We start from the raw sequence: 16,809 nt of genomic DNA, 5'->3' as shown, positions 1-16,809 counted from the left end.
AAGGTTTCCCGGCCCGCCACGGGTTTCCCGGCCCGGACAGCTGGCGAGCCGAGGCGAAGGGGTCAGCCGGCGTCGTCGGTGACGGCGTCGGCGCCCCGCGCACGGTCCGCGAAGAAGGCCTCGAGGACCTGCTGCGCGGCGTCGACCGCGCTGACGGTCCCGTCGGCCACACCCTCCTGGACCTCGGTGAGGACGGCGCGGACCGACGGGCTACGCCGGACGCCGTCGCGCAGCTCGGCGTCGACCATCGCCCACATCCAGCTCGTCTGCTGCTCGCGCCGCCGGGACTCCAGCGACCCCTGCTCCTCGAGCCAGGCGCGGTGGTCGAGGACCGCCTGCCAGACCTCGTCGAGCCCGGCCCCGGTGTGCGCGGAGCAGGTGAGCACCGGGGTGCGGCGGGCCCGCGGGTCGGGGTTCATGAGGCGCATCGCCCCGGACAGCTCGCGGGCAGCCACCCAGGCGTCGGACTCGTGCGGCCCGTCGGCCTTGTTGACCGCGATGACGTCGGCCATCTCGAGGATGCCGCGCTTGATGCCCTGGAGCTGGTCGCCGCCCCGGGCGAGCGCGAGCATGAGGAAGGTGTCGACCATCTCGGCGACCGCCACCTCGGACTGGCCGACCCCGACGGTCTCGACGAGGACGACGTCGAAGCCCGCGGCCTCGAGGACGAGCATGGACTCCCGGGTCGCCCGGGCCACTCCCCCGAGGTGGCTGCCCGACGGCGAGGGTCGCACGAAGGCGTCCTCGCTCGCCGTGAGCTGGGCCATCCGGGTGCGGTCGCCGAGGACGGAGCCACCGGTCCGCGAGGACGACGGGTCGACCGCGACGACGGCGACGCGGTGACCCCGCTCGACGAGCCGGGTGCCGAGCGCGTCGATGAAGGTCGACTTGCCGGCGCCGGGGATGCCCGAGATGCCCACGCGGACGCTGCGCCCGGTGTCGGGCGCGAGCGTGGCGAGCAGCTCGCGGGCCTGCTCCCGGTGGTCCGGGCGCGAGGACTCGACGAGCGTGATCGCCCGCGCGACGTGCGCCCGGGAGCGCGCCCGGACGCCGGCCACGAGGTCGGCGACCGGGTCAGGCATCCGTCGAGCGCTCCTTGAGGGCGTCCACGAGGCGCAGCGCCGCGTCGGCGATCACGGTGCCCGGCGGGTAGATGTCGTCGGCCCCGGCAGCGCGCAGCTCCTCGAAGTCCTGCGACGGGATGACCCCGCCGACGACGATCATGAGGTCCTGGCGCCCGAGGTCGTCGAGCTCGCGTCGCAGCGCCGGTACGAGCGTGAGGTGCCCGGCCGCGAGCGAGCTCACCCCGACGACGTGGACGTCGGCCTCGACGGCCTGACGCGCCACCTCGCCGGGCGTCTGGAAGAGCGGGCCCACGTCGACGTCGAAGCCGAGGTCGGCGAAGGCGGTCGCGATGACCTTCTGGCCGCGGTCGTGCCCGTCCTGGCCCATCTTCGCGACGAGGATCCGCGGTCGGCGGCCCTCGGCCTGCTCGAACTCCGCCACCTTGGCCTGCGCGGCCGCCACGGAGCTGCTGCCCTTCGCCTCGTCCCGGTACACACCGGAGATCGTACGGATCTGCGCGGTGTAGCGGCCGTAGACCTCCTCGAGGGCGGTGGACATCTCGCCGACGGTCGCCTTGGCGCGGGCCGCCTCGATGGCGAGCGCGAGGAGGTTGGTCTCCATCGAGCCGCCGGCGGCCTTGGCACCCTCGGTGAGCGCGGTCAGCGCCGCCTCGACCTCGGCGTCGTCACGCTCGGCGCGCAGCCGCTCGAGCTTGGCGAGCTGCTGCTGGCGCACCGAGGCGTTGTCGACCTTCAAGATGTCAAAGGCCTCGTCCGCAGCGTCTTCTGGGACCGGGTAGGTGTTGACCCCGATGACGGGCTGGGCACCCGAGTCGATCCGCGCCTGCGTGCGCGCGGCCGCCTCCTCGATGCGCATCTTCGGGATGCCGGCCTCGATGGCCTTGGCCATGCCGCCGGCCTTCTCGACCTCCTCGATGTGCGCCCAGGCACGCTTGGCGATGTCGTGCGTGAGCCGCTCGACGTAGGCGCTGCCGCCCCACGGGTCGATGACCCGCGTCGTTCCCGACTCCTGCTGCAGCACGAGCTGGGTGTTGCGCGCGATGCGGGCGGAGAAGTCGGTCGGCAGCGCGATCGCCTCGTCGAGGGCGTTCGTGTGCAGCGACTGGGTGTGACCCTGCGTGCTCGCCATCGCCTCGATGCCGGTGCGGACGACGTTGTTGAAGACGTCCTGCGCGGTGAGGCTCCAGCCGGAGGTCTGGCTGTGGGTGCGCAGCGAGAGCGACTTGCTGCTCTGCGGCTCGAAGTTCTCCTGGACGAGCCGCGCCCACAGCAGGCGCGCGGCGCGCATCTTGGCGATCTCCATGAAGAAGTTCATGCCGATGGCCCAGAAGAAGGACAGGCGCGGCGCGAACTTGTCGACGTCGAGACCCGCGTCGCGGCCGGCCCGGATGTACTCGATGCCGTCGGCGAGGGTGTACGCGAGCTCGAGGTCCTGCGTCGCCCCGGCCTCCTGCATGTGGTAGCCGGAGATCGAGATCGAGTTGAAGCGCGGCATCGTGGCCGAGGTGAAGGCGAAGATGTCGGAGATGATCCGCATCGACGGCTCGGGCGGGTAGATGTAGGTGTTGCGGACCATGAACTCCTTGAGGATGTCGTTCTGGATGGTCCCCGAGAGCTGCTCCGGCGACACCCCCTGCTCCTCCGCCGCGACAACGTAGAGGGCGAGGATCGGCAGCACCGCGCCGTTCATCGTCATCGACACCGACATCTGGTCCAGCGGGATCCCGTCGAAGAGGGTCCGCATGTCGTAGATCGAGTCGATCGCGACACCGGCCATGCCGACGTCGCCCTCGACGCGCGGGTGGTCGGAGTCGTAGCCGCGGTGCGTCGCGAGGTCGAAGGCGACGGAGAGTCCCTTCTGCCCGGCGGCGAGGTTGCGTCGGTAGAAGGCGTTGGACTCCTCGGCGGTCGAGAATCCCGCGTACTGCCGGATCGTCCACGGCTGGTTGACGTACATCGTCGGGTACGGGCCGCGGAGGAAGGGCGGAGCACCGGGCACCGTCTCGAGGAAGTCGAGCCCCTCGGTGTCGGCCTCGGTGTAGACCGGGGCGACCCGGATGTGCTCGGGCGTCTCCCAGCCGTCGGCCGCACCCGGCGTGGCCTCGAGGAGCCGGCTCCAGCGCTCGGCGGCGCCCTCGGCGGGCCGGCCGGCGCCGAGGTCGGCGCCGGAGAGGTCGGGGATGGCGCTCATCGGGCGTCTCCTTCGGTGAGCTGGTCGAGCAGGTCAGAGAGCAGGGCGACGACGTCGACCCCTTCGCGGGCCTCGACGACGTCGGGGTGACCCTCCCCCAGCTCGGTGGCCCGGCCGGCGAGGACGACGGTGCTCACCCCGGCCTCACGAAGGGAGGAGATCACCTCGGCGCCGACGGTCGCGTTGACCTTCGGGGAGGTGGCGACGACGGCGACGGTGTGCCCACCGGCGCGGGCGGCCTCGGCGGCACCGGCGGCGTCGACCTCCTCGGCGAGCTCGGCGCCGATGCCGGCGACCGCGAGGAGGTTGGTGGCGAAGGTCTGCCGAGCACCGAAGTCGCGGCGGGTGCCGGGGCTCACGAGGAGCACCGAGGGCGCGTCCCCCGCGGAGGTGCGGGAGCGCAGCTGCTCGAAGACCTCTCCGTCGCGGTGCCGCGTGAGCCCACCGGTCGGCGTCTCGGGGCGCGGGGTGCGCGTCAGCGGGGTCTCGCCGGCGAGCGGGAAGGTGGAGGTGCCGGTGAGCGGGATGCTGCGGGTCGAGAGGCCTGCGAGCCGCTCGGCCCACATGCCCTCGAGCGTGGTCGCGAGCGAGCCGTCGGCGAGGACGGCGGCGACGCCGCCGGCGGCGTCGATCTCGCCGAGACGGGCCCAGGCGCGCTGCGCCATATCCTCGGTGAGCGACTCGACGTACCAGGACCCTCCGGCCGGGTCGGCGACGGCCGCGACGTGGCTCTCGAAGGCGAGCAGGCTCTGGGTGTTGCGCGCCAGGCGGCGCGAGAAGGCCTCGGGCAGGCCCATCGGGGTGTCGTAGGGCAGCACCGTGATGCGGTCGGCGCCGCCGGCGCTCGCGGCGAAGCAGGCGATGGTGCCGCGCAGGACGTTGACCCACGGGTCGGTGGCCGTGAGCATCCGGGTCGAGGTCACCGCGTGGATGCGGGCCCCGCGGACCTCCTCCGGGACGTCGGCGAGCTCGCCCACGCGGGCCCACAGGCGCCGCAGGACGCGGAGCTTGGCGATCGTCGCGAACTGGTCGGCGGTCGTCGCGACCCGGAAGTCGACGGCGGCGAAGGCCTCGGCCGGGCTCACCCCTTCGTCCTCGAGGGCACGGACGTAGGCGACGGCGGTCGCGACGGCCAGCGCCACCTCCTCGACGTCGGTCGCGCCGGCGTCGTGGTAGATCCGGGAGTCGACGGTCAGTGCGACGAGTCCGTCGAGGGCGGCAGCCCGCCGGGCGAAGGGGGCAAGGCCGGTCAGGTCGGCAGCCTCGCCGGTGGCGGCGGCCGCACCGATCGGGTCGAGGCCGAGGCTCGAGCCGGGGGCGGTCGTGCCGGCGCCCTCGAGGACCGCCAGGAGCGCCTCGGCGGCCTCGCGCTGCTGGGTCACGGCGGACACGGCGACCGGCGCGAGGTCGAGGAGCACTCCGTCGAGCGCCGCGGCGAGGTCTGCGGGAGCGAGGTAGCCGTCGCCGAGGGCCACCCACGCGGAGGTGACGCCCCGCTCGAGGTCGTCGAGCACGGCCCGACGCACCTGCTCGGCGTCGGTCCCCTCGAAGAGCTGGCGCACGTCCCACGGCTGGTCGGGTTTGCGCGGTCCGCTGCCCCGGGTGAAGGGCATGGCGCCGGGCAGGCCCAGCGCCGTGCGCTTGCCCTGGTACAGCGGCTGGAGCACGATCCCGTCGGGCAGCGTCGTCGTGAGGGACTCGACCGCCTCGGGGCCGCTGAGGTGGGCGTCCTCGGCCCGGGACCGGTTCACCACCCCCGCGACGAGCTCTTGCCAGCGATCGAGGCTGGTGGTCGGGAAGTCCCCGGCCAGGGTCATCACGGCATCGTCGGGGGTGACGGTCACGCTGGGCGCACTCCTTGCTCGGCCCGATGGCGGGGCCACCGGGGAGTCAGCATGTCTGTCTCTCACCCTAGTGGCCGCCGCAGCCACCGGCGGCGGGTGGTGAGCACGATCATGCCGAGCGGGCCGGCTCAGTCCCCCAGTGGTCCGAAGGGGGCACCGGCGGCCGTGAGGGCCGCCTCTCCCCCGTCGATCTCGGTGAGCACCCAGAGCCCGCGGTCGGTGATCGCGACCGAGTGCTCCCAGTGCGCCGCCCGCGAGCCGTCGTCGGTGACGATCGTCCACTCGTCGGCGAGCACGTGGTTCTCCTGCGCCCCGAGCGTGATCATCGGCTCGATGCAGATCGTCGTCCCGACCGGGGTAACCGGGCTCTTGCCGCCGTGCCGGTAGTTGGGCACCTGGGGAGGCATGTGCATGTCCTCGCCGATGCCGTGGCCGACGTAGTCGAGGACGATGCCGTAGGCGCGCCCGTCGGCGCGGCCCGAGCGCTCGATCGACCCGTGGACCGCCGACCCGACGTCGCTGATCCGCCCGCCGTTGCGCAGCGCGGCGATGCCGGCCCACATCGAGGTCCGGGTGGCCTCGCTGAGCCGCACGTCCTCGGGCCGCGCGGCGTCGTCACCCCCGACGACGACGGTCATCGCGGCGTCGCCGTTCCAGCCCTCGACCTCGGCACCGCAGTCGATGCTCAGCAGGTCACCGGGCTCCAGCACCCGGTCGCCCGGGATGCCGTGGACGATCTGCTCGTTGACCGAGGTGCACAGGGTGTGGCGGTAGCCGGGCACGAGCTGGAAGTTCGGGACCCCGCCGTGGTCCCGGATGAAGGACTCGGCGAGGGCGTCGAGCTGCCCCGTCGTCACCCCTTCGCGCACCTCGCCCCGGAGCATCTCCAGGGTGCGCCCGACGAGGAGGCCGGCCGTCCGCATGAGCAGCAGCTGCTCAGCGGACTTCGGCGCGACCCTCTCCCGGCCCAGCCAGCCCACGCGTCAGCGCTCGAGGGCGGCGAAGATGCGCTCGCTGACCTCGTCGACCTCGCCCATGCCGTCGACCTCGACGAGCAGGCCGCGCTCACGGAACACGGCGGCCAGGGGCTCGGTCTCGCGGGCGTAGATCGCCTGGCGCTCGCGGATGACGTCCTCGGTGTCGTCGGCGCGACCCTCGACCTCGGCCCGCTTGAGGAGACGCTGGACGACCTCGTCCTCGTCGACCGTGAGCATGAGGACCTTCTCGACGGCCAGGTCGTGCTTGGCGAGCATCGCGTCGAGCGCGGTCACCTGGCCCGTCGTGCGCGGGTAGCCGTCGAGGAGGAAGCCGGGCTCGCAGTCGGCCTCGTTGAGCCGGTCCTCGACGATCGCGTTGGTGATGTCGTCGGGGACGTAGCCGCCGCTGGCGGTGATCTCCTTGACCTGCAGACCCAGGGGGGTCTCGTTCTTGATGTTGGCCCGGAAGATGTCACCGGTCGAGATCGCGGGGATCCCGAAGTGGTCGGCGATCCGGGAGGCCTGCGTACCCTTGCCGGCCCCGGGCGGGCCAAAGATGATCAGACGCATCAGCGGAGGAACCCTTCGTATTCGCGTTGCTGCAGCTGGGACTCGATCTGCTTCACCGTCTCCAGCCCGACGCCGACCATGATGAGGATCGACGTCCCGCCGAACGGGAAGTTCTGGTTCGCGCCCACGAGCACCAGTGCGATGAGCGGGATGAGCGAGACCAGAGCCAGATAGATGGCGCCCGCGACGGTGATGCGGGTCAGCACGTAGTTGAGGTACTCGGCCGTGGGTCGCCCGGCCCGGATACCTGGGATGAAGCCGCCGTAGCGCTTCATGTTGTCGGACACCTCGGTGGGGTTGAAGGTGATCGACACGTAGAAGAAGGTGAAGAAGAGGATGAGCCCGGTGAAGACCACGATGTAGACCCAGGTGGGCTGCGACGGGTTGAAGTGCTGCTGCAGCCAGGTCACCCAGCCCGGGCTGTTGCCCGCCGGGTCCTGCTGGAACTGCGCGATCATCATCGGCAGCGAGAGCATCGAGCTCGCGAAGATCACCGGGATGACGTTGGCCATGTTGACCTTGATCGGGATGTACGTCGAGGTGCCGCCGTACATCTGCCGCCCGACCATCCGCTTCGCGTACTGGACGGGGATGCGGCGCTGGCTCTGCTCGACGAAGACGACCGCCGCGATGATGAGCAGCCCGATGGCGATCACGAGGAAGAAGATGTCCCAGCGGCCCTCGCGCTGCTGGATCGCCCAGAGCGAGCCGGGGAAGGTCGCGGTGATCGAGGTGAAGATCAGCAGGGACATGCCGTTGCCGACGCCCTTGTCGGTGATGAGCTCACCGAGCCACATGATCAGGCCGGTGCCGGCGGTCATGGTGAGGACCATGATGAGGATGCTCGGCAGCGACTCGCGGTAGAGGATGTTCGTGCAGTTCGCGTTGCCGAAGAGCTGGCTGGGGTTGCGGGCGAAGGTGATGAAGGTCGCCGACTGCAGGACCGCCAGGGCGATCGTCAGGTACCGCGTGTACTGGGTCATCTTCGCCTGACCCTGCTGGCCCTCCTTCTTGAGGGCCTCGAACCGCGGGATGACGACGGTGAGGAGCTGGACGATGATGCTCGCCGTGATGTACGGCATGATCCCGAGCGCGAAGATCGAGAGCTGGAGGAGTGCGCCGCCGCTGAAGAGGTTGGCCATCCCGAGGAAGGTCGAGCTCGCGTCCTCGCGCGCACCGGCGATGCACGCCTGGACCGCGTTGTAGTCCACGTTCGGCGTCGGGACGAAGCTGCCCAGCCGGAAGAGCACGACGATGCCGAGGGTGAACAGCAGCTTGCGTCGCAGGTCCGGCGTCTTGAACGCACGGGTGAAGGCGGAGAGCAACTGATCCTCCAGGTTTCGTCACGGAGCCGGGTGTCGACGCCGGCGTGACGGGGAACGGGCGAGACTGAAGCACGATACCCGGCGCACCTGTGCCGGGCTAACCAGGGACGCGCGAAGGGGTCCGGCGAACGAAACGTCCGCCAGACCCCTTCGTCGTCGGCCTGGGTCAGGCGCCGGTGATGGAACCGCCGGCGGCCTCGACCTTCTCCTTGGCACTGGCGGAGAACGCGTCGACGGTCAGGTTGACCTTGACGGTGATCTCACCGGTGCCGAGGACCTTGACGGGCTGGCCCTTGCGGACGGCGCCCTTGGCCACGAGGTCGGCCACGGTCACGTCGCCACCCTCGGGGAAGAGAGCGGAGACCTTGTCGAGGTTGACGACCTGGTACTCCGTCTTGAACGGGTTCTTGAAGCCGCGAAGCTTCGGCAGACGCATGTGCAGCGGCGTCTGGCCACCCTCGAAGGCAGCAGGCACCTGGTAGCGGGCCTTCGTGCCCTTGGTGCCGCGGCCGGCGGTCTTTCCCTTGGAGCCCTCACCACGACCGACACGGGTCTTGGCGGTCTTGGCCCCAGGGGCAGGACGCAGGTGGTGGACCTTGAGGGCGTGGTTCGAACCGTTGCCTTCCTGGCCCTCGGTGGTCTTCTTGGCGTCAGCCATGATCAGTCAACCTCCTCGACGGTCACGAGGTGCGCGACCGTACGGACCATGCCACGGATCTCCGGGCGGTCCTCCTTGACGACGACGTCGCCGATGCGCTTCAGACCGAGGCTGCGCAGCGTGTCACGCTGGTTCTGCTTGCCACCGATCTCGGAACGGGTCTGGGTCACCTTGAGGCGAGGCATCACGCACCTGCCTTCTCGGACTCACGAGCCGCGCGGGCCTCCTCGCGGCCAGCAGCCTGGGCGCGGAGCATCGCGGCGGGGGCGACCTCGTCCAGCGGCAGGCCGCGGCGGGCCGCGACAGCCTCCGGACGCTCGAGACCCTGGAGGGCCGCGACCGTCGCGTGGACGATGTTGATGGCGTTGTCCGACCCGAGCGACTTGCTCAGGACGTCGTGGATGCCGGCGCACTCGAGGACCGCACGGACCGGGCCACCGGCGATGACACCGGTACCGGGAGCGGCCGGGCGCAGCAGGACGACGCCCGCAGCAGCCTCACCCTGGATGGGGTGCGGGATGGTGCCCTGGATGCGGGGCACCTTGAAGAACGCCTTCTTGGCCTCCTCGACACCCTTGGCGATCGCCGCGGGCACCTCCTTGGCCTTGCCGTAGCCGACGCCCACGGTGCCGTCACCGTCACCGACGACGACGAGCGCGGTGAAGCTGAAGCGACGACCACCCTTGACGACCTTGGCGACACGGTTGATGGTGACGACGCGCTCGAGGTACTGGCTCTCGGCGGCGCGGTTGTCGCGGCCACCGTCGCGGCCGCCACGGCCACCGCGGCGGTTGTCGTTACGGTCGTTGGAGCGCTCGTTGGTGCCTGCGGCACCGGCGCCTCGACGCTGGGGTCCGGGCATCAGATCTTCCTCTTCTCGACGTTCAGGGTCCGGGTCACAGCGACAGGCCCCCCTCGCGGGCGCCGTCGGCGATCGCCGCGACACGGCCGTGGTACTTGTTGCCACCACGGTCGAAGACGACGGCCTCGACGCCGGCAGCCTTGGCACGCTCGGCGACGAGCTCGCCGACCTTCTTCGCCTGCTCGGTCTTGCCACCGGTGACGGTGCGGACGTCCGCCTCCATGGTGGAGGCCGAGGCCACGGTCTTGCCCACGGTGTCGTCGACGACCTGGACGAAGACGTGGCGGCTCGAGCGGCTCACGACGAGCCGGGGACGAACGGCGGTGCCGACGATCTTCTTGCGGACGCGCAGGTGGCGGCGGCCGCGCGCGGCAACCTTGCCCTTGGCGCGCTTGACAGTCATAGCCATGGCTTACTTACCAGCCTTTCCGACCTTGCGACGGATGTGCTCGCCCTCGTAGCGGACACCCTTGCCCTTGTACGGGTCGGGCTTGCGGAGCTTACGGATGTTGGCGGCCACCTCACCGACGAGCTGCTTGTCGATGCCCTGCACCGAGAAGCGCGTCGGGTTCTCGACGGCGAAGGTGATGCCGTCAGGCGCCTCGATGGTGATCGGGTGGCTGTAGCCGAGCGCGAACTCGAGCGCGCCGCCCTTGTTCTGCACGCGGTAACCGGTGCCGTGGATCTCGAGCTTCTTCTCGTAGCCCTCGGTCACGCCGACCACCATGTTGTTGATGAGCGAGCGGGTCAGCCCGTGGAGGCTGCGCGACGCGCGCTCGTCGTCAGGCCGGGAGACGGTCACGCCGTCCTCGCCCTTCTCGACCGCGATCGGCTCGGCCACGACGTGGCTGAGCTGACCCTTGGGGCCCTTGACGGTCACCGTGGCACCGTCGATGGTCACGTCGACACCGCTGGGGATGGCGACCGGGAGTCGTCCAATACGCGACATGCTGCTCTCCCTTACCAGACGTAGGCGAGGACTTCCCCACCCACACCCTTGCTAGCGGCCTGCTTGTCCGTGAGGAGACCCGAGGACGTCGAGATGATCGCGACGCCCAGGCCACCGAGGACCTTCGGCAGGTTGGTCGACTTGGCGTACACACGCAGACCGGGCTTGGACACCCGGCGCACCCCGGCGATGGAGCGCTCGCGGTTCGGGCCGTACTTGAGGGAGATCGTCAGCGTCTTGCCGACGGTCGCGTCCTCGACGGTCCAGCCCGCGATGTAACCCTCCGCCTGGAGGATCTCAGCGATGTGCTGCTTGAGCTTGGAGTACGGCATGGAGACCTCGTCGTGGTGCGCCGAGTTGGCGTTCCGCACACGGGTCAGCATGTCCGCAATCGGGTCGGTCATGGTCATGGGGCGTTCCTGCCCTCTCTCACCGCGGTTTCACCCGGGAGGATTTCCCTGGCGACCTTCGATGTAGAACGTCTGTGGTTGGGGTCGTGCAGCGGCCGGTCAGGGCCGCGGGTCGGGGTGGGCTCTCGCCCGCCCCGGGTGGTCACCAGCTCGACTTGGTGACACCGGGCAGCTCGCCGCGGTGCGCCATCTCGCGCAGGCAGATCCGGCAGAGGCCGAACTTGCGGTAGACCGAGTGGGGGCGGCCGCAGCGCTGGCAGCGGGTGTAGCCGCGGACCTTGAACTTCGGCTTCTTGTTGGCCTGGTTGACCAGGGCGGTCTTCGCCATGTCAGTTCTCCTTGAAGGGGAAGCCGAGCGCCTTGAGCAGGGCGCGGCCCTCGTCATCGTTGGTCGCCGTGGTGACCACGGTGATGTCCATGCCGCGGACCCGGTCGATCTTGTCCTGGTCGATCTCGTGGAACATCGACTGCTCGGTCAGGCCGAAGGTGTAGTTGCCCCGGCCGTCGAACTGCTTCGGCGAGAGGCCGCGGAAGTCGCGGATGCGCGGGAGCGCGACCGAGACGAGGCGGTCGAGGAACTCCCACATCCGGTCGCCGCGCAGCGTGGTGTGCGCGCCGATCGGCATGCCCTCACGCAGCTTGAACTGCGCGATGGACTTGCGGGCCTTGGTCACCTGCGGCTTCTGGCCGGTGATCGCGGTGAGGTCGCGGATCGCGCCCTCGATGAGCTTGCTGTCCTTCGCGGCGTCGCCCACACCCATGTTGACGACGACCTTGACGAGGCCGGGGACCTGCATGACGTTCGAGTAGCCGAACTGCTCCTGCAGGTTGCCCTTGATCTCGTCGCGGTAGCGCGTCTTCAGCCGGGGGCTGGCTGCGGACTCGGTGCTCGCGGTGTTTTCCAGGGTGTCAGTCATGTCAGAGGTCCTTGCCCGAGCGACCCGCGACGCGGGTGCGGCTCGACTTCGTGCGACCGTCGCGCTCGACGCTCTCGACGCGCGTCTTGATCCGGGTCGGCTTGTTGTCCTCCGGGTCGACGACCGCCACGTTGCTCACGTGGATCGGCGCCTCCTGGACGACGAGGCCGCCGGCCTGGCCGCCGACGCCCGCCTTGGTGTGGCGGGTGACGCGGTTGACGCCCTCGACGACGACGCGCTGGGTCTCGGTGTGAACGGCGATGACCTTGCCCTGCTTGGCCTTGTCCTTGCCGGACAGGACCTGCACGAGGTCACCCTTCTTGATCTTCATCTTCGCCATGGATCAGAGCACCTCCGGCGCCAGCGACACGATCTTCATGAACTTCTTGTCGCGCAGCTCGCGGCCGACCGGGCCGAAGATGCGGGTGCCACGGGGGTCACCGTCGTTCTTGAGGATCACGGCCGCGTTCTCGTCGAACTTGATGTAGGAACCGTCGACGCGGCGACGCTCCTTGGTCGTGCGGACGATGACCGCCTTGACGATGTCGCCCTTCTTGACGTTGCCGCCCGGGATGGCGTCCTTGACCGTCGCGACGATCGTGTCGCCGATGCCGGCGTACCGACGGCCGGAGCCACCGAGCACGCGGATGCACAGGATCTCCTTGGCGCCGGTGTTGTCGGCCACCCGGAGGCGGGACTCTTGCTGGATCACTTGGCCTTCTCCAGAATCTCGACGAGGCGCCAGCGCTTGCTTGCCGACAGCGGACGGGTCTCCATGATGAGGACGCGGTCGCCGATGCCGGCGGTGTTGCCCTCGTCGTGCGCCTTGACCTTGTGGCTCTTGCGCATGACCTTGCCGTAGAGCGCGTGCTTGACGCGGTCCTCGACCTCGACGACGACGGTCTTGTCCATCTTGTCGCTGACGACGTAGCCCTGACGGGTCTTGCGGTCGTTGCGCTCGTCGTTGCGCTCTGCAGCAGCTGCGCTCACGGTCTCATCCTTCACGTTCTCGCTCACTTGCTCTCACCCGCCGGGGCCTGGCCGATGCCGAGCTCGCGCTCACGCATCTCGGTGTAGATCCGGGCGATGTCCTTGCGGACGGCGCGGAGCCGCCCGTGGGACTCCAGCTGGCCGGTGGCCGACTGGAACCGGAGGTTGAAGAGCTCCTCCTTGGCCTTGCGCAGCTCGTCGACCAGACGGTCGTCGGCCAGCTCACGCAGGTCCGCGGAAGTCAGGTCCTTGGAACCGACTGCCATCAGATGTCACCACCTTCACGCGCGACGAAGCGGCACTTCATCGGCAGCTTGTGCATGGCCAGACGCATGGCCTCACGGGCGATCTCCTCGGAGACGCCGGAGATCTCGAACATCACGCGGCCGGGCTTGACGTTGGCGACCCACCACTCGGGCGAGCCCTTGCCGGAACCCATGCGGGTCTCAGCCGGCTTCTTGGTGAGCGGGCGGTCGGGGTAGATGTTGATCCACACCTTGCCGCCACGCTTCATGTAGCGCGTCATGGCGATACGGGCCGACTCGATCTGCCGGTTCGTGACGTAGGCCGGCTCGAGAGCCTGGATGCCGTAGTCGCCGAAGGCGATGGTCGTGCCGCCCTTGGCCATGCCCGAACGCTTCGGGTGGTGCTGCTTGCGGTGCCTCACTCGACGAGGAATGAGCATCAGACGTTCTCCCCTTCGGTGCTCGGCGCGGCGGCGGACGAGGCCGGGGCCTCGGACGCGGCGGGCGCCTCGGCAGCAGGAGCCTGCTGCTCGTTGCGACGGGCGCGGGCGGGACGGTCGTCGCGGTCGCGACGGGGGCCGCGGCCACGCGGAGCGGCGGTCGCCTGCTGGGCGGCGAACTCCTTCTCCGTCATGTCGCCCTTGTAGATCCAGACCTTGACGCCGATGCGACCGAAGGTCGTGCGGGCCTCGTAGAAGCCGTAGTCGATGTTCGCGCGCAGGGTGTGCAGCGGCACGCGACCCTCGCGGTAGAACTCGCTGCGGGACATCTCGGCGCCGCCGAGACGTCCGGAGCACTGGATCCGGATGCCCTTGGCGCCGGCGCGCTGCGAGGACTGGATGCCCTTGCGCATGGCGCGACGGAAGGTGACCCGAGCAGCGAGCTGCTCGGCGATGCCCTGAGCGACGAGCTGAGCCTCGATCTCGGGGTTCTTGACCTCGAGGATGTTCAGCTGGACCTGCTTGCCGGTGAGCTTCTCGAGCTCCCCGCGGATCCGGTCGGCCTCAGCGCCACGGCGACCGATGACGATGCCGGGACGCGCGGTGTGGATGTCGATGCGGACCCGGTCACGGGTGCGCTCGATCTCGACGCGGGCGATGCCGGCCCGCTCCATGCCCGTGGACAGGAGCTTGCGGATGGCCACGTCTTCCTTGACGTAGTCGCGGTAGCGCTGACCCTCCTTGTTGGAGTCGGCGAACCAGCGGCTCTTGTGGTCGGTGGTGATGCCCAGACGGAAGCCGTGCGGGTTGATCTTCTGACCCATCAGCGGTTCCCTCCCTTCGCAGCCTTCTCGGGCTTGGACGTGACGACGACGGTGATGTGGCTCGTGCGCTTGTTGATCCGACCGGCGCGGCCCTGGGCCCGCGGACGGAAGCGCTTCATCGTCGCGCCCTCGTCGACGAAGGCGGTCGAGATGACGAGGGCGCGCTCGTCGAACGCGACGCCGGCCTCGTCGGACTTGACGCGCAGGTTCGCGATCGCGGACTCGACGAGCTTGAGGACCGGCTCGGCCGCACCCTGGGGGGCGAACTTGAGCATCGCGATGACGGACTGGGTGTCCTTGCCGCGGACGAGGTCGACGATGCGACGCGCCTTCTGCGGGGTGACCCGCAGGTGACGGACGACCGCGCGAGCCTCGAGGGCAGCGTTCTCGGTGGTGGTGTCGGTGGCCATCAGCGACGACGTCCCTTCTTGTCGTCCTTCACGTGACCGCGGAAGGTGCGGGTCGGGGCAAACTCGCCGAGCTTGTGGCCGACCATCGCCTCGGTGACGAACACCGGGACGTGCTTGCGGCCGTCGTGGACGGCGAAGGTGTGGCCGAGCATGTCCGGGCTGACGACCGAACGACGCGACCAGGTCTTGATGACGTTCTTCGTGCCCGCTTCGTTCTGAGCGTCCACCTTCTTCTGAAGGTGGTCGTCGATGAAGGGGCCCTTCTTCAAACTACGAGGCATGTCCAAAGGCTCCTATCAGCGCTTCTTGCCAGTACGACGGCGGCGGACGATCAGCTTGTCGCTCGCCTTGCCCGGTCGGCGGGTCCGGCCCTCGGGCTGGCCCCACGGCGACACGGGGTGACGGCCACCAGACGTGCGGCCCTCACCACCACCGTGCGGGTGGTCCACGGGGTTCATGACGACACCACGGACGGTCGGGCGCTTGCCCTTCCACCGCATGCGGCCGGCCTTGCCCCAGTTGATGTTGCTCTGCTCGGCGTTGCCGACCTCACCGACGGTGGCGCGGCAGCGCACGTCGACGCGACGGATCTCGCCGGAGGGCATGCGCAGCGTGGCGTAGGGGCCCTCCTTGCCGAGGAGCTGGATGCTCGTGCCGGCCGAGCGGGCCAGCTTGGCGCCGCCACCGGGACGGAGCTCCACGGCGTGGACCGTCGTACCGGTCGGGATGTTGCGCAGCGGCAGGTTGTTGCCCGGCTTGATGTCGGCCCCGGGGCCGTTCTCGATCGGGTCGCCCTGCTTGAGCTTGTTCGGCGCGAGGATGTAGCGCTTCTCGCCGTCGGCGTAGTGCAGGAGCGCGATGCGCGCGGTGCGGTTGGGGTCGTACTCGATGTGAGCGACCTTGGCCGGCACGCCGTCCTTGTCGTGGCGACGGAAGTCGATGACGCGGTAGGCGCGCTTGTGGCCACCACCGATGTGACGGGTGGTGATACGACCGCTGGCGTTGCGGCCACCGGACTTGCTCAGCGGACGGACGAGGGACTTCTCCGGCGTGGAGCGGGTCACCTCGACGAAGTCCGCGACAGAGCTGCCGCGGCGACCGGGCGTGGTCGGCTTGTACTTACGGATACCCATGGTTACGTTCCTTCTCTTCCGGTCAGCCCTGGCTACCGAAGATGTCGATCGCGCCCTCGCGGAGGCTGACGATCGCACGCTTGGTGTCCTTGCGCTTGCCCATGCCGAAGCGGGTGCGACGGGTCTTGCCCGGGCGGTTCATCGTGTGGACCGACTCGACCTTGACGTCGAAGATCTGCTCGACGGCGATCTTGATCTCGGTCTTGTTGGCCCGCGGGTCGACGATGAAGGTGTACTTGCCCTCGTCGAGCAGCGCGTACGACTTCTCCGAGACGACCGGACGGATCAGGATGTCGCGGGGGTCCTTGACGGTGCTCACTTGGTGTCCTCCTCAACCTGCTGAGCCGTGGCGGCCTTGCCACCCGAGACGAACGCGTCGAGCGCAGCCTGCGTGAAGACCACGTCGTCGGCGCACAGGACGTCGTAGGTGTTGAGCTGGTCGGCCCACAGGACGTGGACGTCGGCGAGGTTGCGCACGCTCTTCGTCGCGACCTCGTCGGCGCGGTCGAGGACCACGAGGAGGTTGCGGCGCTCGCTGAGCGAGGCAAGGACGGTCGCGACCGACTTCGTCGACGGCGCGTCACCCTCGACGAGAGCCGAGAGGACGTGGATGCGGCCGTGACGCGCCCGGTCGGAGAGGGCACCCCGGAGGGCGGCGGCCTTCATCTTCTTGGGGGTGCGCTGGCTGTAGTCACGCGGTACGGGGCCGTGGACGACGCCACCACCGGCGAACTGCGGCGCCCGGGTCGAGCCCTGGCGGGCGCGACCGGTGCCCTTCTGGCGGTACGGCTTGCGACCACCACCGCGCACCTCGGCGCGGGTCTTGGTCTTGTGCGTGCCCTGCCGCGCGGCGGCGAGCTGGGCGACGACGACCTGGTGGATCAGCGGGATGTTGGTCTGCACGTCGAAGATCTCGGCGGGCAGGTCGACCGAGCCGGACTTCTGGCCGGCCGGGCTGAGGATGTCGATGGTCGGCACG

The 16,809-nt window shown here is 69.7% G+C and carries 25 protein-coding genes; all 25 read right to left on the bottom strand.

The features are described 5' to 3' along the window. Nucleotides 1–62: 62 nt before the first annotated feature. Nucleotides 63–1,082: a methylmalonyl Co-A mutase-associated GTPase MeaB gene (gene meaB / locus JNO54_RS05460; RefSeq protein WP_204142983.1), complete on the bottom strand. Its 1,020-nt coding sequence runs from the start codon at nt 1,080–1,082 to the stop codon at nt 63–65. After that, complete coding sequence (gene scpA / locus JNO54_RS05455) at nt 1,075–3,276, bottom strand: methylmalonyl-CoA mutase (RefSeq protein WP_204142982.1); 2,202 nt, start codon at nt 3,274–3,276, stop codon at nt 1,075–1,077. Before scpA ends, meaB begins: the two co-directional genes overlap by 8 nt. Then, nucleotides 3,273–5,120: a methylmalonyl-CoA mutase family protein gene (locus tag JNO54_RS05450; protein ID WP_307818072.1), complete on the bottom strand. Its 1,848-nt coding sequence runs from the start codon at nt 5,118–5,120 to the stop codon at nt 3,273–3,275. The genes scpA and JNO54_RS05450 overlap by 4 nt, the downstream gene beginning before the upstream one ends. A gap of 128 nt (nt 5,121–5,248) precedes the next feature. Continuing rightward, nucleotides 5,249–6,100 (bottom strand): type I methionyl aminopeptidase, encoded by an 852-nt coding sequence (gene map / locus JNO54_RS05445; RefSeq protein ID WP_204142981.1) that lies wholly within the window; start codon nt 6,098–6,100, stop codon nt 5,249–5,251. A 3-nt stretch (nt 6,101–6,103) separates the two neighbouring features. After that, a complete protein-coding gene (locus JNO54_RS05440) occupies nt 6,104–6,667 on the bottom strand; it encodes an adenylate kinase (protein WP_204142980.1) in 564 nt (187 codons plus the stop codon). Beyond that, the gene (secY, locus tag JNO54_RS05435) at nt 6,667–7,992 is read right to left on the bottom strand and encodes a preprotein translocase subunit SecY (protein WP_204142979.1); all 1,326 of its coding nucleotides are present in this window, start codon (nt 7,990–7,992) and stop codon (nt 6,667–6,669) included. Before secY ends, JNO54_RS05440 begins: the two co-directional genes overlap by 1 nt. 166 nt (nt 7,993–8,158) lie before the next feature. Then, complete coding sequence (rplO, locus tag JNO54_RS05430) at nt 8,159–8,650, bottom strand: 50S ribosomal protein L15 (protein ID WP_204142978.1); 492 nt, start codon at nt 8,648–8,650, stop codon at nt 8,159–8,161. Nucleotides 8,651–8,652: 2 nt separating this feature from the next. Then, nucleotides 8,653–8,835, bottom strand: a complete 183-nt coding sequence (gene rpmD, locus JNO54_RS05425) for a 50S ribosomal protein L30 (RefSeq protein WP_204142977.1) — start codon at nt 8,833–8,835, stop codon at nt 8,653–8,655. After that, complete coding sequence (rpsE, locus tag JNO54_RS05420) at nt 8,835–9,512, bottom strand: 30S ribosomal protein S5 (RefSeq protein WP_204142976.1); 678 nt, start codon at nt 9,510–9,512, stop codon at nt 8,835–8,837. The genes rpmD and rpsE overlap by 1 nt, the downstream gene beginning before the upstream one ends. Nucleotides 9,513–9,546: 34 nt before the next feature. Then, a complete protein-coding gene (gene rplR / locus JNO54_RS05415; protein ID WP_204142975.1) occupies nt 9,547–9,921 on the bottom strand; it encodes a 50S ribosomal protein L18 in 375 nt (124 codons plus the stop codon). 3 nt (nt 9,922–9,924) lie between these two features. Next, on the bottom strand, nt 9,925–10,461 hold the full coding sequence (gene rplF, locus JNO54_RS05410; RefSeq protein WP_204142974.1) for a 50S ribosomal protein L6: 537 nt from the start codon (nt 10,459–10,461) through the stop codon (nt 9,925–9,927). An 11-nt stretch (nt 10,462–10,472) separates the two neighbouring features. Next, nucleotides 10,473–10,871 carry a 30S ribosomal protein S8 gene (gene rpsH / locus JNO54_RS05405; protein ID WP_204142973.1) on the bottom strand — a complete coding sequence of 133 codons (399 nt, stop codon included), beginning with the start codon at nt 10,869–10,871 and terminating at the stop codon, nt 10,473–10,475. Nucleotides 10,872–11,013: 142 nt separating this feature from the next. Beyond that, the gene (locus JNO54_RS05400) at nt 11,014–11,199 is read right to left on the bottom strand and encodes a type Z 30S ribosomal protein S14 (protein ID WP_068277143.1); all 186 of its coding nucleotides are present in this window, start codon (nt 11,197–11,199) and stop codon (nt 11,014–11,016) included. A gap of 1 nt (nt 11,200) precedes the next feature. After that, nucleotides 11,201–11,788, bottom strand: coding sequence for a 50S ribosomal protein L5 (gene rplE, locus JNO54_RS05395; RefSeq protein ID WP_204142972.1), 588 nt, complete (start codon nt 11,786–11,788; stop codon nt 11,201–11,203). A gap of 1 nt (nt 11,789) precedes the next feature. Continuing rightward, entirely contained in the window at nt 11,790–12,128 is a 339-nt protein-coding gene (gene rplX, locus JNO54_RS05390; RefSeq protein ID WP_204142971.1) for a 50S ribosomal protein L24, read from the bottom strand. A 3-nt stretch (nt 12,129–12,131) separates the two neighbouring features. Beyond that, on the bottom strand, nt 12,132–12,500 hold the full coding sequence (rplN, locus tag JNO54_RS05385; RefSeq protein ID WP_204142970.1) for a 50S ribosomal protein L14: 369 nt from the start codon (nt 12,498–12,500) through the stop codon (nt 12,132–12,134). Further along, a complete protein-coding gene (gene rpsQ, locus JNO54_RS05380) occupies nt 12,497–12,805 on the bottom strand; it encodes a 30S ribosomal protein S17 (protein ID WP_372430707.1) in 309 nt (102 codons plus the stop codon). The genes rplN and rpsQ overlap by 4 nt, the downstream gene beginning before the upstream one ends. After that, nucleotides 12,802–13,044 carry a 50S ribosomal protein L29 gene (rpmC, locus tag JNO54_RS05375; protein WP_307818070.1) on the bottom strand — a complete coding sequence of 81 codons (243 nt, stop codon included), beginning with the start codon at nt 13,042–13,044 and terminating at the stop codon, nt 12,802–12,804. The genes rpsQ and rpmC overlap by 4 nt, the downstream gene beginning before the upstream one ends. After that, nucleotides 13,044–13,463 (bottom strand): 50S ribosomal protein L16, encoded by a 420-nt coding sequence (rplP, locus tag JNO54_RS05370; protein WP_204142969.1) that lies wholly within the window; start codon nt 13,461–13,463, stop codon nt 13,044–13,046. The genes rpmC and rplP overlap by 1 nt, the downstream gene beginning before the upstream one ends. Next, nucleotides 13,463–14,287 (bottom strand): 30S ribosomal protein S3, encoded by an 825-nt coding sequence (gene rpsC / locus JNO54_RS05365; protein ID WP_204142968.1) that lies wholly within the window; start codon nt 14,285–14,287, stop codon nt 13,463–13,465. Before rpsC ends, rplP begins: the two co-directional genes overlap by 1 nt. After that, on the bottom strand, nt 14,287–14,697 hold the full coding sequence (rplV, locus tag JNO54_RS05360) for a 50S ribosomal protein L22 (RefSeq protein WP_204142967.1): 411 nt from the start codon (nt 14,695–14,697) through the stop codon (nt 14,287–14,289). The genes rpsC and rplV overlap by 1 nt, the downstream gene beginning before the upstream one ends. After that, complete coding sequence (gene rpsS / locus JNO54_RS05355; RefSeq protein WP_144855660.1) at nt 14,697–14,978, bottom strand: 30S ribosomal protein S19; 282 nt, start codon at nt 14,976–14,978, stop codon at nt 14,697–14,699. The genes rplV and rpsS overlap by 1 nt, the downstream gene beginning before the upstream one ends. 15 nt (nt 14,979–14,993) lie before the next feature. Continuing rightward, on the bottom strand, nt 14,994–15,830 hold the full coding sequence (gene rplB, locus JNO54_RS05350; RefSeq protein ID WP_204142966.1) for a 50S ribosomal protein L2: 837 nt from the start codon (nt 15,828–15,830) through the stop codon (nt 14,994–14,996). 22 nt (nt 15,831–15,852) lie between these two features. Beyond that, the gene (gene rplW, locus JNO54_RS05345; protein ID WP_204142965.1) at nt 15,853–16,149 is read right to left on the bottom strand and encodes a 50S ribosomal protein L23; all 297 of its coding nucleotides are present in this window, start codon (nt 16,147–16,149) and stop codon (nt 15,853–15,855) included. After that, complete coding sequence (gene rplD, locus JNO54_RS05340) at nt 16,146–16,808, bottom strand: 50S ribosomal protein L4, sunset domain variant (RefSeq protein ID WP_204142964.1); 663 nt, start codon at nt 16,806–16,808, stop codon at nt 16,146–16,148. The genes rplW and rplD overlap by 4 nt, the downstream gene beginning before the upstream one ends. Between the last annotated feature and the right edge of the window lies 1 nt (nt 16,809).

The organism is Janibacter endophyticus (genome assembly GCF_016888335.1).
GTDB lineage: Bacteria > Actinomycetota > Actinomycetes > Actinomycetales > Dermatophilaceae > Marihabitans > Marihabitans endophyticum.
This window is presented reverse-complemented; position numbering and strand designations above follow the sequence as displayed.